Genomic DNA, 20,383 nt, shown 5'->3' with positions numbered 1-20,383 from the left:
AGACGAAGCCTCTTACTTTGAATATCCCATACTCGATTTGGCAAGAATGGTTACAAAAAGAATGGGTGAAGCAAATGAGAGGCATCGTACTACTGAATCCGAACTACACGATCGGGGAATTGCATATGAGCGAAAGCTTTACAATCCAAAAGATCGTGACGGACAAATATATGGATGAAAAAAATATTTCCCCGGTCATACTAAATCCTTATCAGCTCCATCTCTATTACACGATTCCGCATGAGCTGCTACTCCATTTACAGAAGAAAGAAACCGTCCAAATCGATTGCCTTGTGCTGCACTCCATGGAAACGTTGGAGCGCTTCATCTATATTTATCCTGAAAAATGGCTCGGGTTATGCGGATATTTCAAAGAAATCATCAGTGTTTCCGCTCAAACTCCCACCAAGCATTATGAAGTCAATTAAATGATTATGTTGGAGCTTAAGATTCGACGCTCATTTTTCAGCGACCTCCCCATCCGTTAAGCTCCTTTTTTCGTTACACCCATCCATAAAGCAGCCCACTCTATCAAATACCGCCTTTCAGTCTTTTTAAAGTTTCTATTATATCAATTTTCCCAATCGCAAGATTACTAGGAATTTTATGACTATTTAACAATTCTTTGGAAATATAGATAAATTTACGGATAAAGCATAGTAAAATAAGTTAATTTTATATATCATTGGAGATAGGAATTTTCTTATTTTTTACTTTTACTAGAAAGGAATGTTACTGATGGCCAAAGAAAAGAAGAAAAAAACCCCAATTCCTTTCCGACTGAACTTCATGTTCTTTTTAATATTCATATTATTTTCAAGCTTAATAATCCGGCTTGGCATCGTCCAGATCGTGTATGGGGATGATTACCTTCGCGAAGTCGACCGAACGGAAAACGATGTGGCCAATACCCCTGTTCCACGTGGGAAGATGTATGACCGCAATTTTAATCCGGTCGTTGATAATGAGCCGCGCAATGCCATTACTTATACGAAATACCCAAATACGAAAACTCCCGATATGGTGAAGACGGCGGAGATTCTTGCTACCTTGATCGAAAAAGATACGAAAAAGGTAACAATACCGGATAAAAAGGATTTTTGGATCTTAAAGCATCCGAAAGAAGCCGAGGCATTGATCACCAAGTCCGAAAGACGGAAGGTAACCGAAAAGAAATTAGAACAAAAGAATTTATACAAGCTTCAGCTCGAGCGTGTCACCGAGGAGAATATCAAGGAATTCACCAAGGATGAATTGGAAGTGATAGCCATATTCCGGGAATTCAATAGCGGCTATGCCCTCACACCGTCGATCGTGAAGAACAAAGATGTCTCCACAAAAGAATTCGCCAGGGTCAGTGAGCATTTGGATGAAATGCCAGGTGTGGACGTAACGACGGACTGGGAAAGGACCTATAAGTATGACGAAACCCTTCGCTCGGTGCTTGGCAAGGTCTCTTCCTCCGAAGAAGGGATTCCGAGTGAGAATATCGACTATTATCTCGCACGCGATTACACCAGGAATGACAGGGTCGGTAAAAGTTATATTGAAAAACAATATGAAGATGTGCTGCGTGGTCAAAAGACGCGGGTTGAAAATGTGATGAGCAAAGGGGAAGTCATCCAAACGAATACCCTCACGGAAGGGCAAAGCGGAAAAGACTTGATCCTGTCAATTGATATGGAATTGCAGCAAAAGGTCGAAAAAATCATCGAGAGTGAACTATGGAGGGCCAAAGCCAGGGGGAATACCTACCTTTTGGATCGCGCCTTCGTCGTCTTGATGGACCCGAACACAGGCGAGGTGCTCACGATGGCGGGCCGGCAATATGGACGCAACAGTGAAACCGGCTTGACCGAAATGAACGATTTCGCCCTCGGGAACATTACGACCTCCTATACGATAGGATCATCCGTTAAAGGGGCCACGGTATACACGGGCTACCAGACGGGAGCCATTTCACCCGGGTCTGCTTTTTTTGACAGGAAACTCGATTTAGCGGGCGCTCCAAAGAAAGGCTCTTATAGTGATTTAGGGTATGTAACGGATGTCTCCGCGTTAAAGAAATCGTCGAATGTCTATATGTTCATGACGGCGATCAAGATTGCCGGCGGGCATTATATACCGAATCGGCCGCTCGGGATCAACCGGGAAGCTTATGCGATCATGCGCAATCATTATGCCCAATTCGGATTGGGTGTCCGCACTGGCATCGACCTGCCGAATGAATCGGTCGGGTTTAAAGGAGTCGATATGTCAACGGATGGATTGCTGCTGGATTTATCGATCGGGCAGTATGATACGTATACCCCGATGCAGTTGGCACAATACGCATCGACGATTGCAAATGGCGGTAAAAGGCTCGAGCCGCGGATGGTCAAGGAAATCCGGAATCCTTCCGACGAACACAATCAGTTGGGCAGCGTCTTTAAATCGATGAGCCCGAAAGTGCTGAACGAATTGGGCGGTAAGGATGTTTGGATTCAGCGTGTCCAGGAAGGTTTCCGGCAGGTTGCCCAGGAGCCAGGCGGAACGGCATATAAGTATTTTGGCGGAAAATCCTATCGGGCTGCAGCGAAAACGGGAACCGCGGAAGCCTATTACGACGGTCCGCGGAGGAGTCAATACAGTGCTCCCGTCCCGACCATCAATTTGACGCTTGCAGGGTATGCACCTAACAATAATCCGGAAGTGGCATTCTCCGTCGTCGTGCCATGGGTATATCAAGGCAAGCCAGCTGACGATATCAACAAACGGATCGGAGAGCAAGTAATGGACGCCTACTTTAAAATAAAGGAAGATCGAGCAAAAGGTAAGTCCGATCCAGACAAGAAAGCGGAAGACACTCAATAATTCACCTGGGCCTGCTCGATTTAGAGCAGGCCTTTTCATGCAAATTGCCCTATTCCAGCTTGTGAACGAATTCCTTATATAGGGCCCGCAGTGCATCTCCCCTGCTGATGATGCCGACGACTTTATCATCTTTGTCGACGACCGGGATTTTCTTGAAATGATGCTTGGAAAGCACCTTTATCATTTCATCTAAAGGATCTTCCGGAGACAGCTTTGTGATCCTTTTATTTTTTATGATTTGTGAGGCTTTATCGTTCATTTTGGATCGGACCTTTTCATCCAATTCCTCACCTGGAATGACTGTGATATATGTGAAATATCCCTTGATGGCTTCTTCTGCAGGTGTCAAATAACGAAGGATATCCCCATCCGTCACCATTCCCAATAGCTTATCGTGTTCATCGACGACCGGGACCCCGCCCACTTTATTTTCGATCAAGGTTCGCAAAATTTCCTTCAAGGTAAAATCAGGACGGGCAACGTATACTTCCCGGATCATGAAATCCTTCACTAACATGTAAAACACCCCTTTTAAAAGTTTGTTCCTATCTCCATCTCTTCTTTCTATTAATACCCTAACTTATTCTATTTAAAAACCCTGGCGAACTGAACTGCCTTCTCCCCACTTATTTTCTCCCTGATAACGGAAAAAAGTCAGGCAGCTTGAAAAATATTGGCAGGTTGCAAGATTATCTTTTACAATGAAAAAAGAATGATGGGAGGAATGGGAAATGAATAATCATGAAATCGATTTTAAAATATATGGTGATGACATGCAGTTCGTCGAGGTTGAATTGGATCCACAGGAAACGGTGGTGGCCGAAGCTGGGAGCTTGATGATGATGGAAGATCAAATCAAGCTGGAAACCATCTTTGGTGATGGGTCACGAAATAGTGACGGCGGAATGATGGGCAAATTATTTGGTGCGGGCAAAAGGCTACTAACCGGGGAGAGCCTGTTCATGACAGCGTTCACGAATGAAGGGCGAGATAAACGGCATGCCTCCTTCGCCTCGCCTTACCCGGGAAAAATCATTCCATTGGACTTAAGCGAGCTCGGCGGTAAAGTCATTTGCCAGAAGGATGCCTTTCTGGCGGCAGCAAAAGGAGTATCGATTGGAATCGAGTTTCAGAGAAAAATAGGAACGGGCTTTTTTGGCGGCGAAGGCTTCATCATGCAAAAGCTCGAAGGTGACGGAATGACCTTCGTCCATGCTGGCGGCACGATCCATAAAAAAGAATTGGTTGCAGGTGAGATTCTCCGGGTCGATACGGGGTGTTTAGTCGCCATGACTGGCGGGGTAGATTATAATATCGAATTCGTGAAAGGCGTGAAGACCGCTTTATTCGGGGGCGAAGGGTTATTCTTCGCCACATTGAAAGGACCTGGAACCGTCTGGGTGCAATCATTACCTTTCAGCCGCCTTGCAAGCCGCGTCTTTGCAGCAGCGCCCCAAAACGGGGGATCTTCTGAAGAAGGCAGTGTAGCTAAGGGTTTATTCAATTTATTCAACGATAAATAAGGTCCGTTCAATGGCTGCCATCAAGGCAGCCATTGATCGATTCCATAAAGGATGGTTCTCTATGCAGCTTGTTAAATGGTCCTATATGAGAAGATATAATATCAAGGCAATTTTTGATCAATTCCCGAACTCTCCCGTCATTTTTCGAAAGATAAGAGATTACTATTTTGTTTACACGATTCACTGGACCGCAGCCGATGCCCCAATCGGCATTGAAGAGCTCGAAGAAATGGAACGTCTGCTCAACAGGGAGCTTGGAACTGAGCTGCAATATCTCTATCGGAGAAAATGAACTCACTCTTCGTACATCATCTTTCTGGTCATCCCTCCATCGACGATAAGGTTGACGCCCGTAACGAAATCATTTTCCGTTGCCGTCAAGTAAAGACAGGCCCTTGCTATATCTTCAGGTTTGCCGACCCGATTGGAAAAATGCTGTTGATGATCCATTTCCCTAAGTGCATCATAATCGCCCGTTTCAATCCATCCAGGAGAAATCGAATTAACGGTAATTTTCTCTTTGCTTAAAGATGCGGCAAATGCATGGGTCAGTGCAACGATCCCCCCTTTCGTGGCAGCATAGGATTCCGAATCAGGCTCTGACATGATGGCTCTTGTTGAGGCTAAATTGATGATCGCCCCGCCCATTTCATTACCCCGCATCGCTTTTGCCGCTTCCCTGGAGCAAAGAAAAACACTGCGTAAATTCGTATTCATCATATCGTCCCATTCCGCAAGCGTCAGTTCATATACTGGTTTGAATAAAGCCTTTCCGGCATTGTTGATTAATATATCTATGGTCTTATAGGCTTTTAGCGTCACATCCATCAAATGACGGATCTCAGCCTCATTCCGAACATCGGTTTTAACGAACATAGCTTCATGCCCGTTACCTTTAAGCTCCTCTGCATACCGAAGGCCCTCCTGCTCGTCCGTATCCGCCAGAACGACCGATGCACCACTTTGTGCATATCCCTTTGCCACGCCCCTCCCTATTCCATTTGAAGCGCCCGTGACGATCACTGTTTTATTTGAGAAGCCCATACTTTCATCCTTCCTTTCGCTAACTTACTTTTCCCTATCATAATATCCAATCCCCTTCACTTCAAACGCTGGCTTCCGTGATTCTCAACAATCTGGGGACCCATTATATTTTTGAAGTGGCCTTGAATGATGTATGATAAAAGAAACAACAAGAATGAATCAGGCCCGCAAAGTAAACAATTCACGGAGGGATGAAAAATGGACTTATTAAAAAATGTGTTCTCTTTAGGTTTGGGAGCTGCCGCTGCTACGAAGGAACAAATTGAAAAAGCAGTGGACTCGCTTGTGAAAAAAGGCGATATCAGTAAAGAAGACTCTAAGGTTCTGATTAAGCAGTGGGTGGAAAAAGGGGAACAAGCACAAAAACAACTGGATGAATCCGTCAAGCTTAAAGTCAATCAAGCAATCAGCGGACTAAACTTGGCAACGAAAGAAGAAGTTCGGGAATTGGAGCGTCGCATTACCATTTTAGAGCAGCAAAACCAAAAGACACAACCATGACCTGGAGGTACTTGAATGTTTGGCAAACGACTGAAACACGCACATCGTTACCAAGAAATCATTAATGCCTTTTTGAAAAATGGCTTTGGATACTTCATCTACCGTCTCGGGTTATCGGAAAGCAAGGCAGCATCGAACCTCCAGCCCGATGAAAACCTGAACCTCCGCTCGATTGGTGAGCGGTTGCAGACGATCTTACAAAGCCTTGGTCCCACTTTCATTAAACTTGGACAGATTGCAAGTACTCGGCGTGATTTCGTTCCGGAAGAAATTGTCCGCGAACTGGAAAAACTGCAGGACCAGGTTACCCCCTTTCCTTTTGATAAGGTACGCAAAATAGTTGAAGCAGAATTGGGTGACTCTTTGGAAAACCTTTTTCTTGAATTCCAACAAAAACCGCTTGCAACCGCATCGATTGGACAGGTACATGCTGCACGGCTTCCGTCACAGGAAGTCGTAGCAATCAAAGTCCAGCGTCCCGATATTTTGCCGAAAGTGGAAACGGATTTGGAAATCCTCGATGATTTGGCAAGACTGATGGAAGCGCGCATTTCCTGGGCAAGGCGCTACCAAATCAGGAAAATGATTGATGAATTCGCTAAATCACTTCGCGCAGAACTCGATTATAATGCAGAGGGCCGCAATGGGGAGAGGATAGCCAAGAAATTCATCCATGATCAGGGGCTGAAAATACCAAGAATTCATTGGGAGTATTCGACCAAAAGAATCCTAACGATGGATTTCATCCAAGGTATTAAGATCAATCACTATAAACAGCTTGATGAGGAAGGATATGATCGACGGATAATCGCCGAAAGATTAGCGAATTCGCTGCTTCAGCAAATTTTGATCGATGGTTTTTATCATGGCGATCCCCACCCTGGCAATATCATCATTTTGCCAGGGAATGTCGTCACACTCATGGATTTCGGAATGGTGGGACGATTGGAGGACGAAATGAAATATCAGTTCGCCTCGCTTGTCATCAATCTGAAACGCGGTAGCACCAATGGATTGATCAAAACGCTTTCCGATATGGGGCTTCTGACGGACGAAACGAATATGGCTTCCTTGAGGGGGGATATCGATGAACTGCGAAATAAATATTATGATATCCCATTAAGTCAAATAAGCTTAGGCGGAGCGGTCAATGATCTGTTCACGGTGGCCAATCGGCATCATATCCAAATCCCCCCGGAATTCACCATGCTCGGGAAGGCTTTGCTTACGATGGAGGCAATAGTCGAGGAGCTGGATCCACATTTCAGCATCATGAAGGCAGCCGAACCTTTTGGGGAAAGGCTTTTCAAGGAACGCTACAATCCGAAAAATATTGCAAGGAATACCTGGAGCCAATTTATCGAGTCGGCTGAAGCCATCGCTGAACTTCCGAAGGATATCAGGGAAGTGACAGGCATCATCAAAAAAGGGAAATTGCGCTTGGATATTAACATTCCCGAGCTTCAAGTTTTTTTACATAAGCTTGATCAAATCTCGAACCGCCTTTCCTTCAGTATCATCCTGCTTGCCTTCAGCATTATCATGGTCGGCCTCATAATCGGCTCGGCGATAGGCGGGGAAACGCTGCTGCTATGGAAAATCCCGGTGATCGAAATTGGATTTGTCGTTGCCACCCTGATGTTTTTGCTCATGCTTTATACCATTTTCCGATCGGGTAAAATGTAACCGTACGAAAGAAAGAGCAAAACCCCCTTTAGGGTTTTGCTCTTTTTCATTCATTGGCCATGTGTCCGGCGCGCATATGAAACGGCATATGCGCGATGGCGAAAATGCAGGATCGGATCATTCGAACACTCAATTCCTTCGGGGATATTGGTCGGATCAAACAGCAGATGATCTAAAGAAGATTCCAGCTTATCAGTAATTAGTAAATGCCCGACAGTGATTGCCTGTTTGTCTTCCGACCAAGCGATGGTCGGATCGTCAGCCGGATCCTTTTCGCCTCCTATTTGAATGTTCAATTTAAAACCTACTGGTCCTTGCTTGATTCTTTCTTCCATTTCTTCTTCCAAATAATATTCAGGGTGCTCGGCTGCCTCCTTCTTCTCCAGCATGCTAAGGCCGGCATCGGGCACCCACTCATACTTGATCGCCTGACGCCTTCCTTGTGCGTTCATGAAGTAAAAAGCATGTATGGAGTAATATTGACACGTTGCGAAGCTGGCTGGAGAACGCATTTCTTTAAGCATCTGCAGACCTGCCTTGCTCTCCGGGTATTTCAACAGGATTCCCCCCAACTCTTTCAGATTAGGAAAACCGTCTTTTGCAGTTTTGATAAAGTGGGCGATATCAACGAAAGCCTCAGGTGTTTTCGCAAAGAAGAGCGGAATGGTCACCGTAATGAGGTCTGTTTCCCCCCCGCCTGGCAATTGGAATTTGACGGCCATGCCCTTTACAGGTGAATGTGCATCAGGATGACTCGGGACCGGTGAGCTATTCGAAAACCGGATGACCACAGGTACGGCTTCATCCTGAAGATGGGCAGCAACAGTAAGCGTCGATGCTTTTCCGTTCGGGGTAAAAACCCCCTTATACACATATCCCCTCGCATGTGCCCGCCGGTAGCCTGGATATGTTCCAACTACTTTTTCAATCGCATCCACCGCTTCACTGGCTAGCTCAGGTTTTGAATTGTCCTTTCCCTCCATTACATCTCACCCCATCCTTTTAAAATTCATTATTACCTGTACCCATTATTCCATAAGCCTATTCAAGGTAAACTCGCATTCCAATGATTTTTCACAGAGTACAATCCACTATTAACTTCTGGAATATAGTCAGTCGCCAGATTGTTGGAAAAATCGCGTGCAGAGGAGACTTCCCGATAGCCTCCGGAAAGATAAGTGCCTGCCGTGCAATGAAACAGGAAATTCCCGGCAGAAAAAATACCGCTTACATGTTAGTTTTGTGTCTAACATATAAGCGGTATTTCAAGTTCGTCTAAAGCATGTCGTATAATATCCAGATTCAATTACGTAACAAGGGCTATAAAAGCTTTTCAATAGCACCTTCCATTTCAAAAGGTGCTTCGACCGATTCAAAGCGCTTCACGACATTTCCATCACGATCGATTAGAAATTTAGTGAAATTCCACTTAATTGAATCATCTATCAAGAATTCCGGATGTTCCGTTTGCAGCATTGCCTGCAGCATTTTCCCGCCAGGTTTATTCTCAAGTCCAGTAAACGGGGCTTGATCAGTTAAATATGGAAACAAAGGGTGCGCCTGGCTTCCTCTTACATCGACTTTATTGAATAAAGGGAAGCTAACACCGTAATTCAATTGACAAAACGTCTCTACTTCTTCATTTTGCCCAGGCTCTTGAGCGCCAAACTGATTGCATGGAAACCCTAAGATGTTCAATCCTTTATCTTTATATCGATCATACAACTTTTGAAGATCTTCATATTGCGGAGTGAAACCACATTCACTTGCGGTATTGACTACAATAAGAACCTGTCCTTTATATTGTTCCAAAGAAACTTCCTTGCCATTGATTCGCTCTGCTGAAAAATCATATATACCCACGCTTCATTCCTCCTTATGTCTTGCTCAGGAATTATACGGTATATAATTAGCAGAAAAAAGAAATATGCTCAATGAACCAAGACTTATGACCCTGTTTTTTTGATCATTGCACGTCATTCCACATGAACGGCAGTGCCATAGGCGATGATTTCACAAGTGTTTTGCATGATAGCTGAAGTTTCCAAACGCATGGCCACAATGGCGTTCGCCCCTCTTTCTTTCGCTTCTTCCACCATCCTGCCAATAGCTTTTTGCCTGGCCTCTTTCATCATTTCGGTATACTCATTGATTTCACCACCGACAATGGTTCTTAATCCAGCAAGAATATCTTTTCCGATATGTTTGGATTGAACACAGTTCCCCTTAACAAGGCCCTTTAAATCTTTGATTTCTTTACCAGGAACCGTATTAGTAGTCACGATAATCATATAATTCATCCTCTTCCTTTTTTCTGATTTTCTTAACGATCAAATAAAAAATGATCGGGAACGGAGCTTGAATCAACCCAAGAATCCCCCAAATCCATTGGTTAAATCCATTCTTCCTGGCATCGATGAATAAAAAAATGCTTTGGGTTAGTAACACCAGCCCACAGACCATTAATGCAAATATCTCAAGTTTGCTCATGACACATCTTCACCTTCCTTTTCACGTATACCGTGTAACAACAAATGAAAACCACTGTCAGCACCTGGAGCACTAGGAACATTTCCGGCTGAAGGTATAGCGCAAAAAACAGGAAAGATAGGATGACTGCAGCAGTTACTGTAAAAAAAAGCAATTCCCGCAGCCGTTTTCTTTTAGTCTCTGCACGCTGGATTTTAATTTTCTCTTCAAAAAACGACGGATGTGGAATCTCAAAAGATATCGCCTCATCAAAATTCTCCAGGCTCCTATTCAATTGGTCGACAACAACAAGATCATTCTTGGCTGAGTGTTTTGGATATCCTGACTGATCCTTCTTCATTCGGTGCCAGCTCCTTTCTTATGGTTTTGATGCCCTTATGGACACGGGATTTTACCGTCCCTTCCGGAATGCTGATTATCGCGCCTATTTCTTCGTAAGAAAAACCATAGTAATGCTTCAATATGACAGGAACCCGTAAACCATCGTTCAACTGTCCTAATGCTTCCATCACATCATCCCATACTTGGTTATTGCTTTGTGCCTCCCATTTCAGCTTGCGTAGTGACTGCTCTTGTTTCAACCAATTCAATTCACGTTTCCTCCTGCGTTGCTGGTCCAAATATAGCCGTGTTGCAATGGAAATCAACCAAGTGGAAAATTTTGAAGTACCCTTGAACCTCGAAAGATTCTCGATGGCCTTCGAATAGGTCTCCTGAACCAAGTCCTCTGCATTTTGGCGATTATAGGTCAATTTCAATAAATATTTAAGCAGAAAAGGATAGGAACTTTGAAACAATTCCGCCAAAGCTCCGTCATCGCCATTTTTTGCCGCTTTAATCAGATTTTTTTCGCCCATCCATTGATCACCCACTCTCATTTCCCAACCTTTATATTTATTTGACGTTTGGAATGAAGGATTCGTTCACAAGCGATGAAAAAAAAATCATTCATGCTTCCGCTCAACTTCAGAGAGGATCACATGTGTCACCGTTGCTGCAAAGGGAATGGTTTGATTAATGAATTCCTCCACTTTTTCCAGACTCTCAGCACGAATTTTCAGCATAAAGCAAGCTTGTTTGAATTTTTCATATTCCCCATTTTTTATCGTTGCTTCCACGATACACTCAATGGGAAAACCTATTTTTTTATAATCAATCTCGGCAACGTACCCCTTAATGATGCCGAACGACTCCATTTGCCGGACTCGCTCGGTAACGGTGGGCGCGGAGAGACCTACCTCCTTAGCCAATTCCCTCATCGAGATCCGGCTATTCACCGTTAATTCTGCAAGGATTTCACTGTCTTTTTCATCAATTTTCATTCGGGTGATATTTCCTTATTTTTAACCGAAATACTTTACAAACGCAATCAAAATTGCGCATTCATTACCTTAAAGGGGAGATGAACATGACAAGAATAAAAAATTCGGAGCTTGGGTCCAGTCCATTTCAACGATTATTTCATTCCGAAGAGATTTTGCAAAAATGGTCAGACCTTTCGTAGTGTATGTCTGCAGATGGGAACCTATTGATGGAGTTAAAGGAAAATGTCAGGCGGGTCCTGGCATTCGGCAACGGCTGTTCGTACTGTCAGGCAAAAGGCCGTCCACTAAGAGCATCTGAAATAAAAGATATGCGCCTTGGCTTTACAGAAGTATTCCTAACCCAACGTGAAAAAACGGGGGAACAATTTTTCCACGTACTGAAAGAAGCGCTTACGGATGAAGAAATTTCTGAACTATTGGCCTTCATTTGCTTTACAGCCGCCCAGCAATATTTCGGGGCACTGATGGAATTGGAATGACACCAAAAAGGAACAGTGGATCTGCACTGTTCCTCATTACGCCAAGCACTGCAATGGCTGGCGACCTTATCATTCACTGACCTTCGGAAGGATGGAGCGTGAAGGAACAGGGGATGTCAAGACTATGGAAGTATTCAGATGCCCATAGGGAATTAAGCGATCGATGAGTAATCTCATGCTGTCCATATCGGCTAAAGCCGCCTTTAGAAAATACCCCACCGTCCCCGTAACGCGATGGCATTCGATAATATCCAAATCATTTATCACTAATTGCTCGAAGTCGGAAACGGAAACCTTAAGTTCACTCACTTGAATGAAAACGAGCACCGCTCTCCCGATTGCGGTCGGTGAAACCCTTGCACTGAAGCCCTCGATGATTCCCTTCTCCTGGAGTCGATACATCCGTTCGGAAATGCTTGGTCGACTTAAGGTCAATTTCTTTGATAGTTCACTAATGGTCATGCGTCCATTCATCTGTAAAAGCTCCAGCAAACTGACATCTATTTCATCCATGATACGACCGCCTTTCATAATGAAGGAATATAAGTCTATATTTCTTTAATATGGTGGATGGTGAGCAGTGAATACGTTCTTTTTTGTATGTAATTTTGACAGTTAATATTCTATCATTAATATTACCATTGAAAAAGAAAATTCAGAATAATAAAAGGGGGATGCTGCATTGACCTTTAAGAAAATCCCGGTGCGAAAAAAGATTGAGGAATTACGTCCTTATGTTTCCGGCAAACCGATTGAAGAGGTGCAACGCGAATTGGGCCTTGAAACAATCGTCAAATTGGCCTCCAATGAAAATCCATACGGCTGCTCATCCCTGGCTAAGGAAGCCATGATTGCCGAAATGGAGCAAGCATCCTTTTACCCAGAAGGCTTGGCTCCTTCATTAGCTGAAAAACTGGCAAGGAAATTATCCATTAAACAAGATCAAATCATATTGGGGAATGGATCGGATGAAGTGATCCGGCTATTAACAAGAACGTATATCCAACCAAATGATGAAGTCATCATGGCAGATGTTACCTTTCCGCGTTATGAAACGAATGTTTTGATAGACGGCGGAACGCCTGTCATGATCCCTCTCATGAATGGCGTGCATGACCTTCAGCGGATGTATGACGCCATAACGGAAAATACGAGAATGATATTTGTCTGTAATCCCAATAATCCGACAGGAACGATCGTTCAAAAGGAAAGGTTAAGAGCCTTCATCGAGAAAGTACCGAAACATATTTTACTGGTTGTTGACGAAGCTTACTATGAGTATGTCAATGATGGAGACTATTTGGAAACCTTGCCACTTTTAAATAATCATGCAAATCTTGTCATCTTACGTACGTTTTCAAAAATTCATGGCTTGGCTGCATTAAGGATCGGATACGGTATAATGGACGCCCCCATCATCCAAGAGCTCATCAAAGTGAAAGAACCATTCAACACGAACCGGCTTGCTCAGGCTGCAGCCTTCGCTTCATTGGATGACGATACTTTCGTGGAGCAATGCGCCCGCAGGAACGAGGAAGGAAGAAATTATTTGGAAACCGAACTGACCAGGATGGGCTTGTCATTCTTCCCTTCACATGCCAATTTCTTAATGATCAAGCTTAACCAGCCGGGCAAGGATGTTTTCGAAAAGCTATTGACTTCCGGGGTCATCACCCGTTCTGGTCATTTGCTTGGTTATGCGGATACTATCCGTGTGACCATCGGCACTTCGCTTGAAAATGAAAAGTTCATAACATGCTTGCAAAATGCAATCAATGAAAAGACTAGTGTTTGAACTAAAAGGAAGGAAAAAAAAACGGCATGGACGCTAACGCCCATGCCGTATCTTTTATACGGATTCATTTAATCAAATCCTTTTTTATGATGGTTGGTTCCTCACCATCCGCCCTTTTAAATTTGAAAATCGAAATGACGGTTAAAGCAGCCAACACGAGAAGACACGTAATAATACTGATCCGATTCTGTTCACTAAACACGAAACTGAGGGTAATGATGCTTAAAGTGATGGCTGCAAATGTCGTTACATATGGGAAACCCCACACTTTAAAGCTCGGAATCTTAGTATATGAACGGCGAAGTTTTAGCTGCGCAAAACAAATGCTGATCCATACTAGTGAAACGACAAAGCCCGGTATCGCCATTAACAAAAGAAATGCTTTATCCTGTGCAACGTAGGTGATCATCGAACCGGCCACCAAAACAACGGCACTAAGCACCAAACTGTACATCGGAACGCCATTTTTAGAAACATATGAGAACGATTTGGGCGCTTCGCCTTCTGCTGCCAAAGAATGCAGCATCCGGGTACAACCATATATTCCGGAATTAGCGGCGGATAAGACAGCCGTAATAAGAATGAAGTTCATGATGTGGGCAGACCCCTGAAAGCCGGACATCGATAGAACTTGGACAAAAGGACTCGATTGGTCGGTAATCTCGTCCCATGGAATCAGCCCGCAGATGACAAGTATCGGCAAAGTGAAGAATAAAACGATTCTCCAAATATAGTTTTTGATGACCTTCGGCAGGACGCGCTCTGCATCCTTTGCTTCCGTTACCGTCAATCCGATTAACTCGGAACCGCCATATGAGAACATCACGATCAATAATGCCGAAAAGATGGACATCCAGCCATTAGGAAAGAAACCGCCATGCCCTGTAAAGTTCTGAAGATAATTAGCTCCGCCACTTGGGATGATTCCAAATAAAATACAAGCTCCCAATATAATGAATAAAATGATCATCGCAATTTTTATACCTGCAAACCAAAATTCGAATTCACCATAATTTTTTACATTCATCATATTGACGCCAATGATCAAGGCTGCACACGCCAAGCTTAATGCCCATAGCGGAATTGCCGGGAGCCAGTATTGCAAGAAGCTTCCTGCCACCACTATCTCGATGACACACACGGACAGCCACATGAAACAATACATCCAGCCAATAATGAAGGAGCTGCGCTTTCCGAATGCTTTCCGAATGAAACCCTTCATATTCGTATTCGGGTAAGCGATCGCCATCTCGGCAATGGCTCCCATGACGACAAGAAGTAATAGTCCTGCAAAAATATAAGTGAAAATGACGCCCGGTCCCGCTAATGATATGGTTTCGGCACTTCCTTTAAAAATCCCGGTACCGATTGCCCCCCCCATTGCCATCATGCTAATATGCCGCGGCAGCAATCTCTTTTGAAGTGATCCACCATTTGTTCCCATTTGCATCTGCCTCCTTCATCCATAAGTGTTTACTATAAAAACTAAAAATACCCCATTCAACCAGCGAATGGCGACTTGATAGGTTAGATTCTCATCAACCGTTATGGAAAAAGCGTGGAAGCCTGCACTGCTTGCTTGATAAACCACTTCTTCACAAATTAAAAATATATCAATATGCGGGTCGTTTTACAAGAGGAAACATTGTAAGCTCTTACAGTTCCTGTATGCCCAAATGTCATTTTTTCGTTGTCATATCACCCGTAAAACTGGTCAAAATGCTGATTCCATTGGCATTGCACTCAAATCAGGGGACTACATTGGTAATCCCCGCGAAATAAGAATATTTTAATTATTCACGATGTGAATCGCATGTCCTAAGGCCGCTTCCGCGGCTTCCATCCATACCTCCGATAATGTTGGATGCGGATGGATGCTAAGGGCTATGTCTTCGATGCGTGCCGCCAACTCAAGGGCGAGGACGCCTTCGCCTATCAGGTTGGAGGCATCAGGACCAACCAAATGCAAACCAAGCAATATGTGGCTACGCTCATCCACGATCACTTCAGCAAACCCATTCGGTTCATTCGTCGCAAGTGCCCTGCCGTTCGCGCTGAAAGGGAATTGGCCGGTCTTGACACTGTAGCCCCGTCTCTCGGCCTCTTCACGAGTGATCCCCACTCCTGCTATTTGCGGCTCCGAGAAGATGACATATGGTACATAGCCTGAATCATTGGCACTAGGCATCCCACAAATCACTTCCGCTGCCACCACCCCCTGTTTGGCCGCCCGATGAGCAAGAGCCGGGCCAGGCGTAATGTCTCCGATGGCAAAGATGTGCGGCACATTTGTTCGGCATTCCACATCAACCGTTATATGCCCCTTCTCCCCTGCCACAACCTCAGCCCGATTCAGACCTATTTCTTCCGTATTGGGAATTCTTCCGATTGTAACAAGCGACTTTTCGCTGACGATCACTTGCGAACCCAGTTTTTCCGATTGAATATGAAGATGCACCTGGCCTTCGACTACGCTAGCCTTTTCTACTTTGGCCGATGTTATTAGATTCATTCCGAGCTTCTTCGTATTACGGATGACCTCCTTGACCAGGTTTTCTGAAACTTGGGGAAGAATGCGATTGGCCATCTCGATGATGGTCACGTTAGTGCCTAGCTTTGCAAAGGCCATGCCCAACTCAATTCCGATATAGCCCCCGCCGATGATCGAAAGGCTAGCTGGAATTTCCTGCAGCTGCAAGGATGCAGTCGAATCCAGTATATACTTTCCATCCACTTTGATGTATGGCGGAATGAGCGGCCTGGACCCTGTCGCAATGATTGCGTGTTCAAACTTGTAGGTTTCAAAATCTCCATCGGTTTCCACACCGATCCGGTCATCCGATAAAAAGGTCGCTTCACCTTGAACCACGGTTACTCCATTTTCTTTACACAAATGGGCTATCCCCTGAGTCAACCGGGAAATGACTCCACCCTTCCAATCCTGCCAAACATTAAGATCCATCTTGATACTTTCCTGAGGAAGCTTGATCCCCATTCTCCCTAAATCGCTAAGCTTTTGAAATTGGTCAGCCGTGTGTATCAGAGCCTTGGAAGGGATGCATCCCCTATTGAGGCAAACTCCTCCGAGCCTATCCTTTTCAACAAGGACGACCGTTTTCCCTAACTGTCCGAGACGGATTGCCGCAGTATACCCCCCCGGACCGCCTCCCATGATTAAAACATCGGTTTCTACAGCAACTTCCCCTACTACCATTATCTCATCTCCACAACTAAACGAATTGGATTCTCCAGCAGTTCCTTGACCCGATTGGTAAACTGCACAGCTGTAACCCCATCAATCAAGCGATGATCGAAGGATAAGGACATATTCATCATCAAACGGATAACACCCTCCATATCCCTAACGACCGTGCGCGGCTCCATTTTATGCAGCGCCAATATCGCCGCTTCAGGATAATTGATGATCGGGGTCGCGTGCATCCCTCCGATCGGACCTACATTACTGATGGTAAATGTACTTCCTGTAATTTGCTCCAGTCTCAGCTTTCCCTCTCTTGCTTCAGTTGCCAACTGCCTTATTTCATCAGCCAATTGGAAAATCGTCTTTTGATCTGCATGTTTTATGACGGGAACAATCAGACCCTCGTTCGTATTCGTAGCAATGCCTATATGGTAATAGTGTTTCAAGATGATTTCATTGGTCTTCTCATCTATTGAAGCATTTAAGGTTTGGAACTCCTTTAAAGCAATGACGATGGCCTTGACGAAAAACGGTAAAAAAGTCAATTTGATTTCTTTGTCTTCGGAATATGCCTTTAATTGATCCTTCAATTCCTTCAATGCATCCATTTCCAATTCTTCCACATGGGTGACATGAGGTATGGCGGAAACGGATTTCACCATATGCTCAGCGATTTTCTTACGGATCCCCTTAAGCAGGATGCGCTCCTCGGGCTCAGTACCCGCAACCTTTGGCTGTTCGGCTTTCTTTTTCGGCTCCGGCTCTCGAAGAATCGTTTCATTGCCGCCTTGATTTAGATGTTCCCGGAAGACCGGATCAGCTTCTACAAACTGCTGCAGGTCACTTTCAATTATCCGCCCTGCAGGTCCCGTCCCTTTGACCAGCTGAATATCAACCTTCAACTCCCTAGCCATTTGACGTACGAACGGTGTAGCCAATGCACGTCCTGCTTCGAATTGCCATTGACTTGGCAGTCGATCTGTTCGTTTTTCTTCACCACATTGCTCGGGGCTGTTATCACTTTCACCACTAACCGCTTCCGTTAAAGACATTTCGTTCGCTTCCTGAATGGTGAATATGGTGGTCCCGACTTCAACGGTATCGCCTGCCGAAAAAAGGATATTCTTTACAACCCCGGTTATAGGTGCAGTCAATTCCGCATTGACCTTATCCGTTTGCACCTCAACGATTGGTTGGTCCTGCTTCACTGCATCCCCTTCTTTGATGAGCCATTGAATGATTTCCCCTTCATGCATTCCTTCCCCTACATCAGGAAGTTTGAATTCAATCATGCATCTTCCTCCCCTTCCTAATCTCATTTAGAATGAAATCGTTTCAACTATCCCCTGTTTAACACGTTCGACAGTTGGGAGATAATGATCTTCTATGGAAAACGGCGGCACTGGTACATCAAATCCAGTCACACGTTTAATCGGTGCTTTCAGATAAATAAGCGCTTCATCATTAATGATGGAGATGATTTCCGCACCTAATCCAGCTGTCTTATGAGCTTCATGGACTATCAGTGCACGACCTGTTTTTTTAATGGACTGTACGATGGTATCACGATCCAAGGGGTACAATGTACGAAGGTCGACCACTTCACACTTCCAGCCTTTTTCTTTTTCAATTTTTTTCGCAGCATTCAACGCTTCCCTTAACATGGCCCCCCAGGCAAAAATGGTCAGATCACTCCCCTCCTGGACCACTTTTGCCTGACCGATCGGGATTCGGTACATTTCATCCGGTACTTCCTCCTTAAAAGCCCGATATAATTTAGTCGGTTCCAAGAAGATGACCGGGTCAGGATCTTCAATGGCAGAAATGAGCAGCCCCTTCGCATCGTAAGGATTGCTTGGTGCCACCACCTTTAAACCAGGGGTATGGGCAAAGAAGGTTTCGACACTCTCTGAATGAAGTTCAGGACCTCTTATTCCCGCTCCATAAGGCGTACGAATCACCAGGGGCACCCCGAATTGACCACGGGTCCGATATCTCATACGGGCTGCATGTGACACGAGCTGTTCGAATCCAGGATAAATAAAGGCAAGGAATTGAATCTCCACTATCGGCACCATCCCATTAAGCGATAAACCGATGGCAGAACCGATGATCCCAGCCTCTGCCAACGGAGTATCGACAACGCGATCTCTGCCATACTTCTCATAAAGCCCTTCCGTCGACCTAAATACCCCTCCGTTCACCCCAATGTCCTCTCCCAAAATCATGACACGCTCATCATGATCAAGCTTTTGATCCATTGCTTCCGTAATGGCCTGTAGCATCGTTACGCTTTTGCCCATCATTTTTTCACACCCTTCTTCAGGATTTGCTTCAATTCTTGCTGCTGTTCCTTTAGATGCCATGACCCCCCTGCGTATACATGATCGAACATTTCAACAGGTGACGATTTCGGATAAGCTTCGGCTTTTTGAAGGTGGGTATCTATCAGTTCATTGAACTGCTTGATGGTCTTGTCTTCCTGCTCCTCATTCCAGTGACCTTCTCTGTGCAAAAACTTTTTAAGACGAGTTAACGGATCTCGATTTTCCCTCCAAAATGTTGAAACTTCGTCTTGGTTCCGATATATGTTCGGGTTATCTGCCGTAGTATGGGCGCCATAGCGAAAAGTAATCGCTTCTATCAGAGTGGGTCCTTGGCCGCTAAGCGCTCTTTCGACAGCCTCCCTCACGGTCAGCCAAACTGCAAAAATATCATTTCCATCCACTCGGACGCCATGAATGTCATATGCGGCTGCTCGCTGGGAAATCGTTTTAGAGGAGGATTGCTTTTCAAACGGGACACTGATTGCGTAGCCATTGTTTTGGCAGAAAAAGATCGTCGGGGTTTTATAGACCCCAGCAAAATTGAGTGCCTCATGAAAGTCCCCTTCAGAAGTGGCGCCATCACCAAAATAAGCAATGCTCACATTCTCTTCCCCTTTCAGCTTACTTGCCCAAGCCGTTCCTACCGCATGAACCATTTGAGTGGCAATCGGGACACTAGGGGGCAGTATCCTCTTTCCTTCCGGACAGACCGAGCCGTCCAAATGCGCCATCCAATACAGGAAAACACGGTATAATTCCTGGCCGTGGATGATTGCCGCCCCATGATCACGGTATGTGGGAAACATCCAATCCCCTGCCGACAACGCTAATGCACTCCCTACCTGGGCTGCCTCCTGTCCTTCGAATGGCGCATACGTCCCCATTCTTCCTTGACGCTGGAGATTAACTGATTTACGGTCAAAGGTCCTGAGTAAAAGCATGCTTTCATACATCTTCAGCATCAGTGATTTATCAATTTTTCCATCAATGGATTCGATGATTTCTCCATCGGGATTCAATACATGATACATATCTGGCTCGTCACCATTTGAATGCGCTTTCATTATTGGGTTTCCCGTCTTTTCCATATCATTTCTCCCTTTAGATAGATTTGTTTCGCAAACTTACCTAGGATTTGAACGGTCATGAAATAACAGC

At 44.8% G+C, this 20,383-nt stretch carries 23 protein-coding genes; 8 read left to right on the top strand and 15 right to left on the bottom strand.

The genetic code is table 11. The annotated features are described in order from the left end of the window. Positions 1–74 precede the first annotated feature (74 nt). Both ABE28_RS05485 and ABE28_RS05480 read left to right on the top strand, forming a co-directional pair. The gene (locus tag ABE28_RS05485) at positions 75–428 is read left to right on the top strand and encodes a hypothetical protein (protein ID WP_064466687.1); all 354 of its coding nucleotides are present in this window, start codon (positions 75–77) and stop codon (positions 426–428) included. A 310-nt stretch (positions 429–738) separates the two neighbouring features. After that, positions 739–2,853 (top strand): peptidoglycan D,D-transpeptidase FtsI family protein, encoded by a 2,115-nt coding sequence (locus ABE28_RS05480; protein ID WP_064466688.1) that lies wholly within the window; start codon positions 739–741, stop codon positions 2,851–2,853. A gap of 49 nt (positions 2,854–2,902) precedes the next feature. Here the strand turns inward: ABE28_RS05480 and ABE28_RS05475 are convergent, their stop codons facing one another. Continuing rightward, entirely contained in the window at positions 2,903–3,370 is a 468-nt protein-coding gene (locus ABE28_RS05475; RefSeq protein ID WP_064466689.1) for a CBS domain-containing protein, read from the bottom strand. A 214-nt stretch (positions 3,371–3,584) separates the two neighbouring features. Here ABE28_RS05475 and ABE28_RS05470 point away from each other — a divergent pair, with 214 nt between their 5' ends. Together ABE28_RS05470 and ABE28_RS05465 are read left to right on the top strand one after the other, a co-directional pair. Then, complete coding sequence (locus ABE28_RS05470) at positions 3,585–4,376, top strand: TIGR00266 family protein (RefSeq protein ID WP_064466690.1); 792 nt, start codon at positions 3,585–3,587, stop codon at positions 4,374–4,376. Between the two features lie 10 nt (positions 4,377–4,386). Beyond that, positions 4,387–4,668, top strand: coding sequence for a hypothetical protein (locus ABE28_RS05465; protein ID WP_257390725.1), 282 nt, complete (start codon positions 4,387–4,389; stop codon positions 4,666–4,668). A 2-nt stretch (positions 4,669–4,670) separates the two neighbouring features. Here the strand turns inward: ABE28_RS05465 and ABE28_RS05460 are convergent, their stop codons facing one another. Further along, positions 4,671–5,420, bottom strand: a complete 750-nt coding sequence (locus tag ABE28_RS05460) for an SDR family NAD(P)-dependent oxidoreductase (protein WP_064466692.1) — start codon at positions 5,418–5,420, stop codon at positions 4,671–4,673. Between the two features lie 198 nt (positions 5,421–5,618). Between ABE28_RS05460 and ABE28_RS05455 the strand changes: the two genes are divergently transcribed. Further along, positions 5,619–5,921 carry a phasin family protein gene (locus ABE28_RS05455; protein ID WP_064466693.1) on the top strand — a complete coding sequence of 101 codons (303 nt, stop codon included), beginning with the start codon at positions 5,619–5,621 and terminating at the stop codon, positions 5,919–5,921. 15 nt (positions 5,922–5,936) lie between these two features. Next, positions 5,937–7,607 (top strand): ABC1 kinase family protein, encoded by a 1,671-nt coding sequence (locus tag ABE28_RS05450; protein WP_064466694.1) that lies wholly within the window; start codon positions 5,937–5,939, stop codon positions 7,605–7,607. Positions 7,608–7,657: 50 nt separating this feature from the next. Here the strand turns inward: ABE28_RS05450 and ABE28_RS05445 are convergent, their stop codons facing one another. The 7 genes from ABE28_RS05445 to ABE28_RS05415 all read right to left on the bottom strand — a co-directional run bounded on the left by ABE28_RS05445 (position 7,658) and on the right by ABE28_RS05415 (position 11,419). Next, complete coding sequence (locus tag ABE28_RS05445; protein ID WP_064466695.1) at positions 7,658–8,590, bottom strand: catalase family peroxidase; 933 nt, start codon at positions 8,588–8,590, stop codon at positions 7,658–7,660. Positions 8,591–8,927: 337 nt separating this feature from the next. Beyond that, positions 8,928–9,470 carry a glutathione peroxidase gene (locus ABE28_RS05440; RefSeq protein WP_064466696.1) on the bottom strand — a complete coding sequence of 181 codons (543 nt, stop codon included), beginning with the start codon at positions 9,468–9,470 and terminating at the stop codon, positions 8,928–8,930. Between the two features lie 113 nt (positions 9,471–9,583). Further along, positions 9,584–9,898, bottom strand: coding sequence for a YbjQ family protein (locus tag ABE28_RS05435; protein ID WP_064466697.1), 315 nt, complete (start codon positions 9,896–9,898; stop codon positions 9,584–9,586). Then, positions 9,879–10,097 (bottom strand): hypothetical protein, encoded by a 219-nt coding sequence (locus tag ABE28_RS05430; protein ID WP_064466698.1) that lies wholly within the window; start codon positions 10,095–10,097, stop codon positions 9,879–9,881. Before ABE28_RS05430 ends, ABE28_RS05435 begins: the two co-directional genes overlap by 20 nt. Beyond that, positions 10,084–10,437: a YxlC family protein gene (locus ABE28_RS05425; protein WP_064466699.1), complete on the bottom strand. Its 354-nt coding sequence runs from the start codon at positions 10,435–10,437 to the stop codon at positions 10,084–10,086. The genes ABE28_RS05430 and ABE28_RS05425 overlap by 14 nt, the downstream gene beginning before the upstream one ends. Continuing rightward, positions 10,391–10,954: an RNA polymerase sigma factor SigY gene (sigY, locus tag ABE28_RS05420; protein ID WP_064466700.1), complete on the bottom strand. Its 564-nt coding sequence runs from the start codon at positions 10,952–10,954 to the stop codon at positions 10,391–10,393. The genes ABE28_RS05425 and sigY overlap by 47 nt, the downstream gene beginning before the upstream one ends. Before the next feature lie 87 nt (positions 10,955–11,041). Further along, a complete protein-coding gene (locus ABE28_RS05415; protein WP_064466701.1) occupies positions 11,042–11,419 on the bottom strand; it encodes an Lrp/AsnC family transcriptional regulator in 378 nt (125 codons plus the stop codon). Between the two features lie 209 nt (positions 11,420–11,628). Between ABE28_RS05415 and ABE28_RS05410 the strand changes: the two genes are divergently transcribed. Further along, the gene (locus tag ABE28_RS05410) at positions 11,629–11,901 is read left to right on the top strand and encodes a carboxymuconolactone decarboxylase family protein (RefSeq protein ID WP_306807329.1); all 273 of its coding nucleotides are present in this window, start codon (positions 11,629–11,631) and stop codon (positions 11,899–11,901) included. 69 nt (positions 11,902–11,970) lie between these two features. Here ABE28_RS05410 and ABE28_RS05405 read toward each other — a convergent pair whose 3' ends face one another. After that, positions 11,971–12,414: an Lrp/AsnC family transcriptional regulator gene (locus ABE28_RS05405; protein WP_064466702.1), complete on the bottom strand. Its 444-nt coding sequence runs from the start codon at positions 12,412–12,414 to the stop codon at positions 11,971–11,973. 169 nt (positions 12,415–12,583) lie between these two features. On the opposite strand from ABE28_RS05405, the gene hisC reads away from it, so the two are divergent. Further along, a complete protein-coding gene (gene hisC, locus ABE28_RS05400; RefSeq protein WP_064466703.1) occupies positions 12,584–13,696 on the top strand; it encodes a histidinol-phosphate transaminase in 1,113 nt (370 codons plus the stop codon). 64 nt (positions 13,697–13,760) lie between these two features. Here hisC and ABE28_RS05395 read toward each other — a convergent pair whose 3' ends face one another. The 5 genes from ABE28_RS05395 to pdhA all read right to left on the bottom strand — a co-directional run bounded on the left by ABE28_RS05395 (position 13,761) and on the right by pdhA (position 20,313). Next, complete coding sequence (locus ABE28_RS05395) at positions 13,761–15,140, bottom strand: amino acid permease (RefSeq protein ID WP_064466704.1); 1,380 nt, start codon at positions 15,138–15,140, stop codon at positions 13,761–13,763. Between the two features lie 345 nt (positions 15,141–15,485). After that, positions 15,486–16,910 (bottom strand): dihydrolipoyl dehydrogenase, encoded by a 1,425-nt coding sequence (gene lpdA, locus ABE28_RS05390; protein ID WP_064466705.1) that lies wholly within the window; start codon positions 16,908–16,910, stop codon positions 15,486–15,488. Further along, positions 16,910–18,190 (bottom strand): dihydrolipoamide acetyltransferase family protein, encoded by a 1,281-nt coding sequence (locus ABE28_RS05385; protein WP_064466706.1) that lies wholly within the window; start codon positions 18,188–18,190, stop codon positions 16,910–16,912. The genes lpdA and ABE28_RS05385 overlap by 1 nt, the downstream gene beginning before the upstream one ends. A gap of 27 nt (positions 18,191–18,217) precedes the next feature. Then, positions 18,218–19,201 carry an alpha-ketoacid dehydrogenase subunit beta gene (locus tag ABE28_RS05380; protein WP_064466923.1) on the bottom strand — a complete coding sequence of 328 codons (984 nt, stop codon included), beginning with the start codon at positions 19,199–19,201 and terminating at the stop codon, positions 18,218–18,220. Further along, complete coding sequence (gene pdhA, locus ABE28_RS05375; protein ID WP_257390724.1) at positions 19,201–20,313, bottom strand: pyruvate dehydrogenase (acetyl-transferring) E1 component subunit alpha; 1,113 nt, start codon at positions 20,311–20,313, stop codon at positions 19,201–19,203. Before pdhA ends, ABE28_RS05380 begins: the two co-directional genes overlap by 1 nt. Between the last annotated feature and the right edge of the window lie 70 nt (positions 20,314–20,383).

It is taken from the genome of Peribacillus muralis (assembly GCF_001645685.2).
GTDB classification, from domain to species: domain Bacteria; phylum Bacillota; class Bacilli; order Bacillales; family DSM-1321; genus Peribacillus; species Peribacillus muralis_A.
Note: the sequence above shows the minus strand (reverse complement) of the source record. Positions and strands in the feature narration are given on the sequence as shown.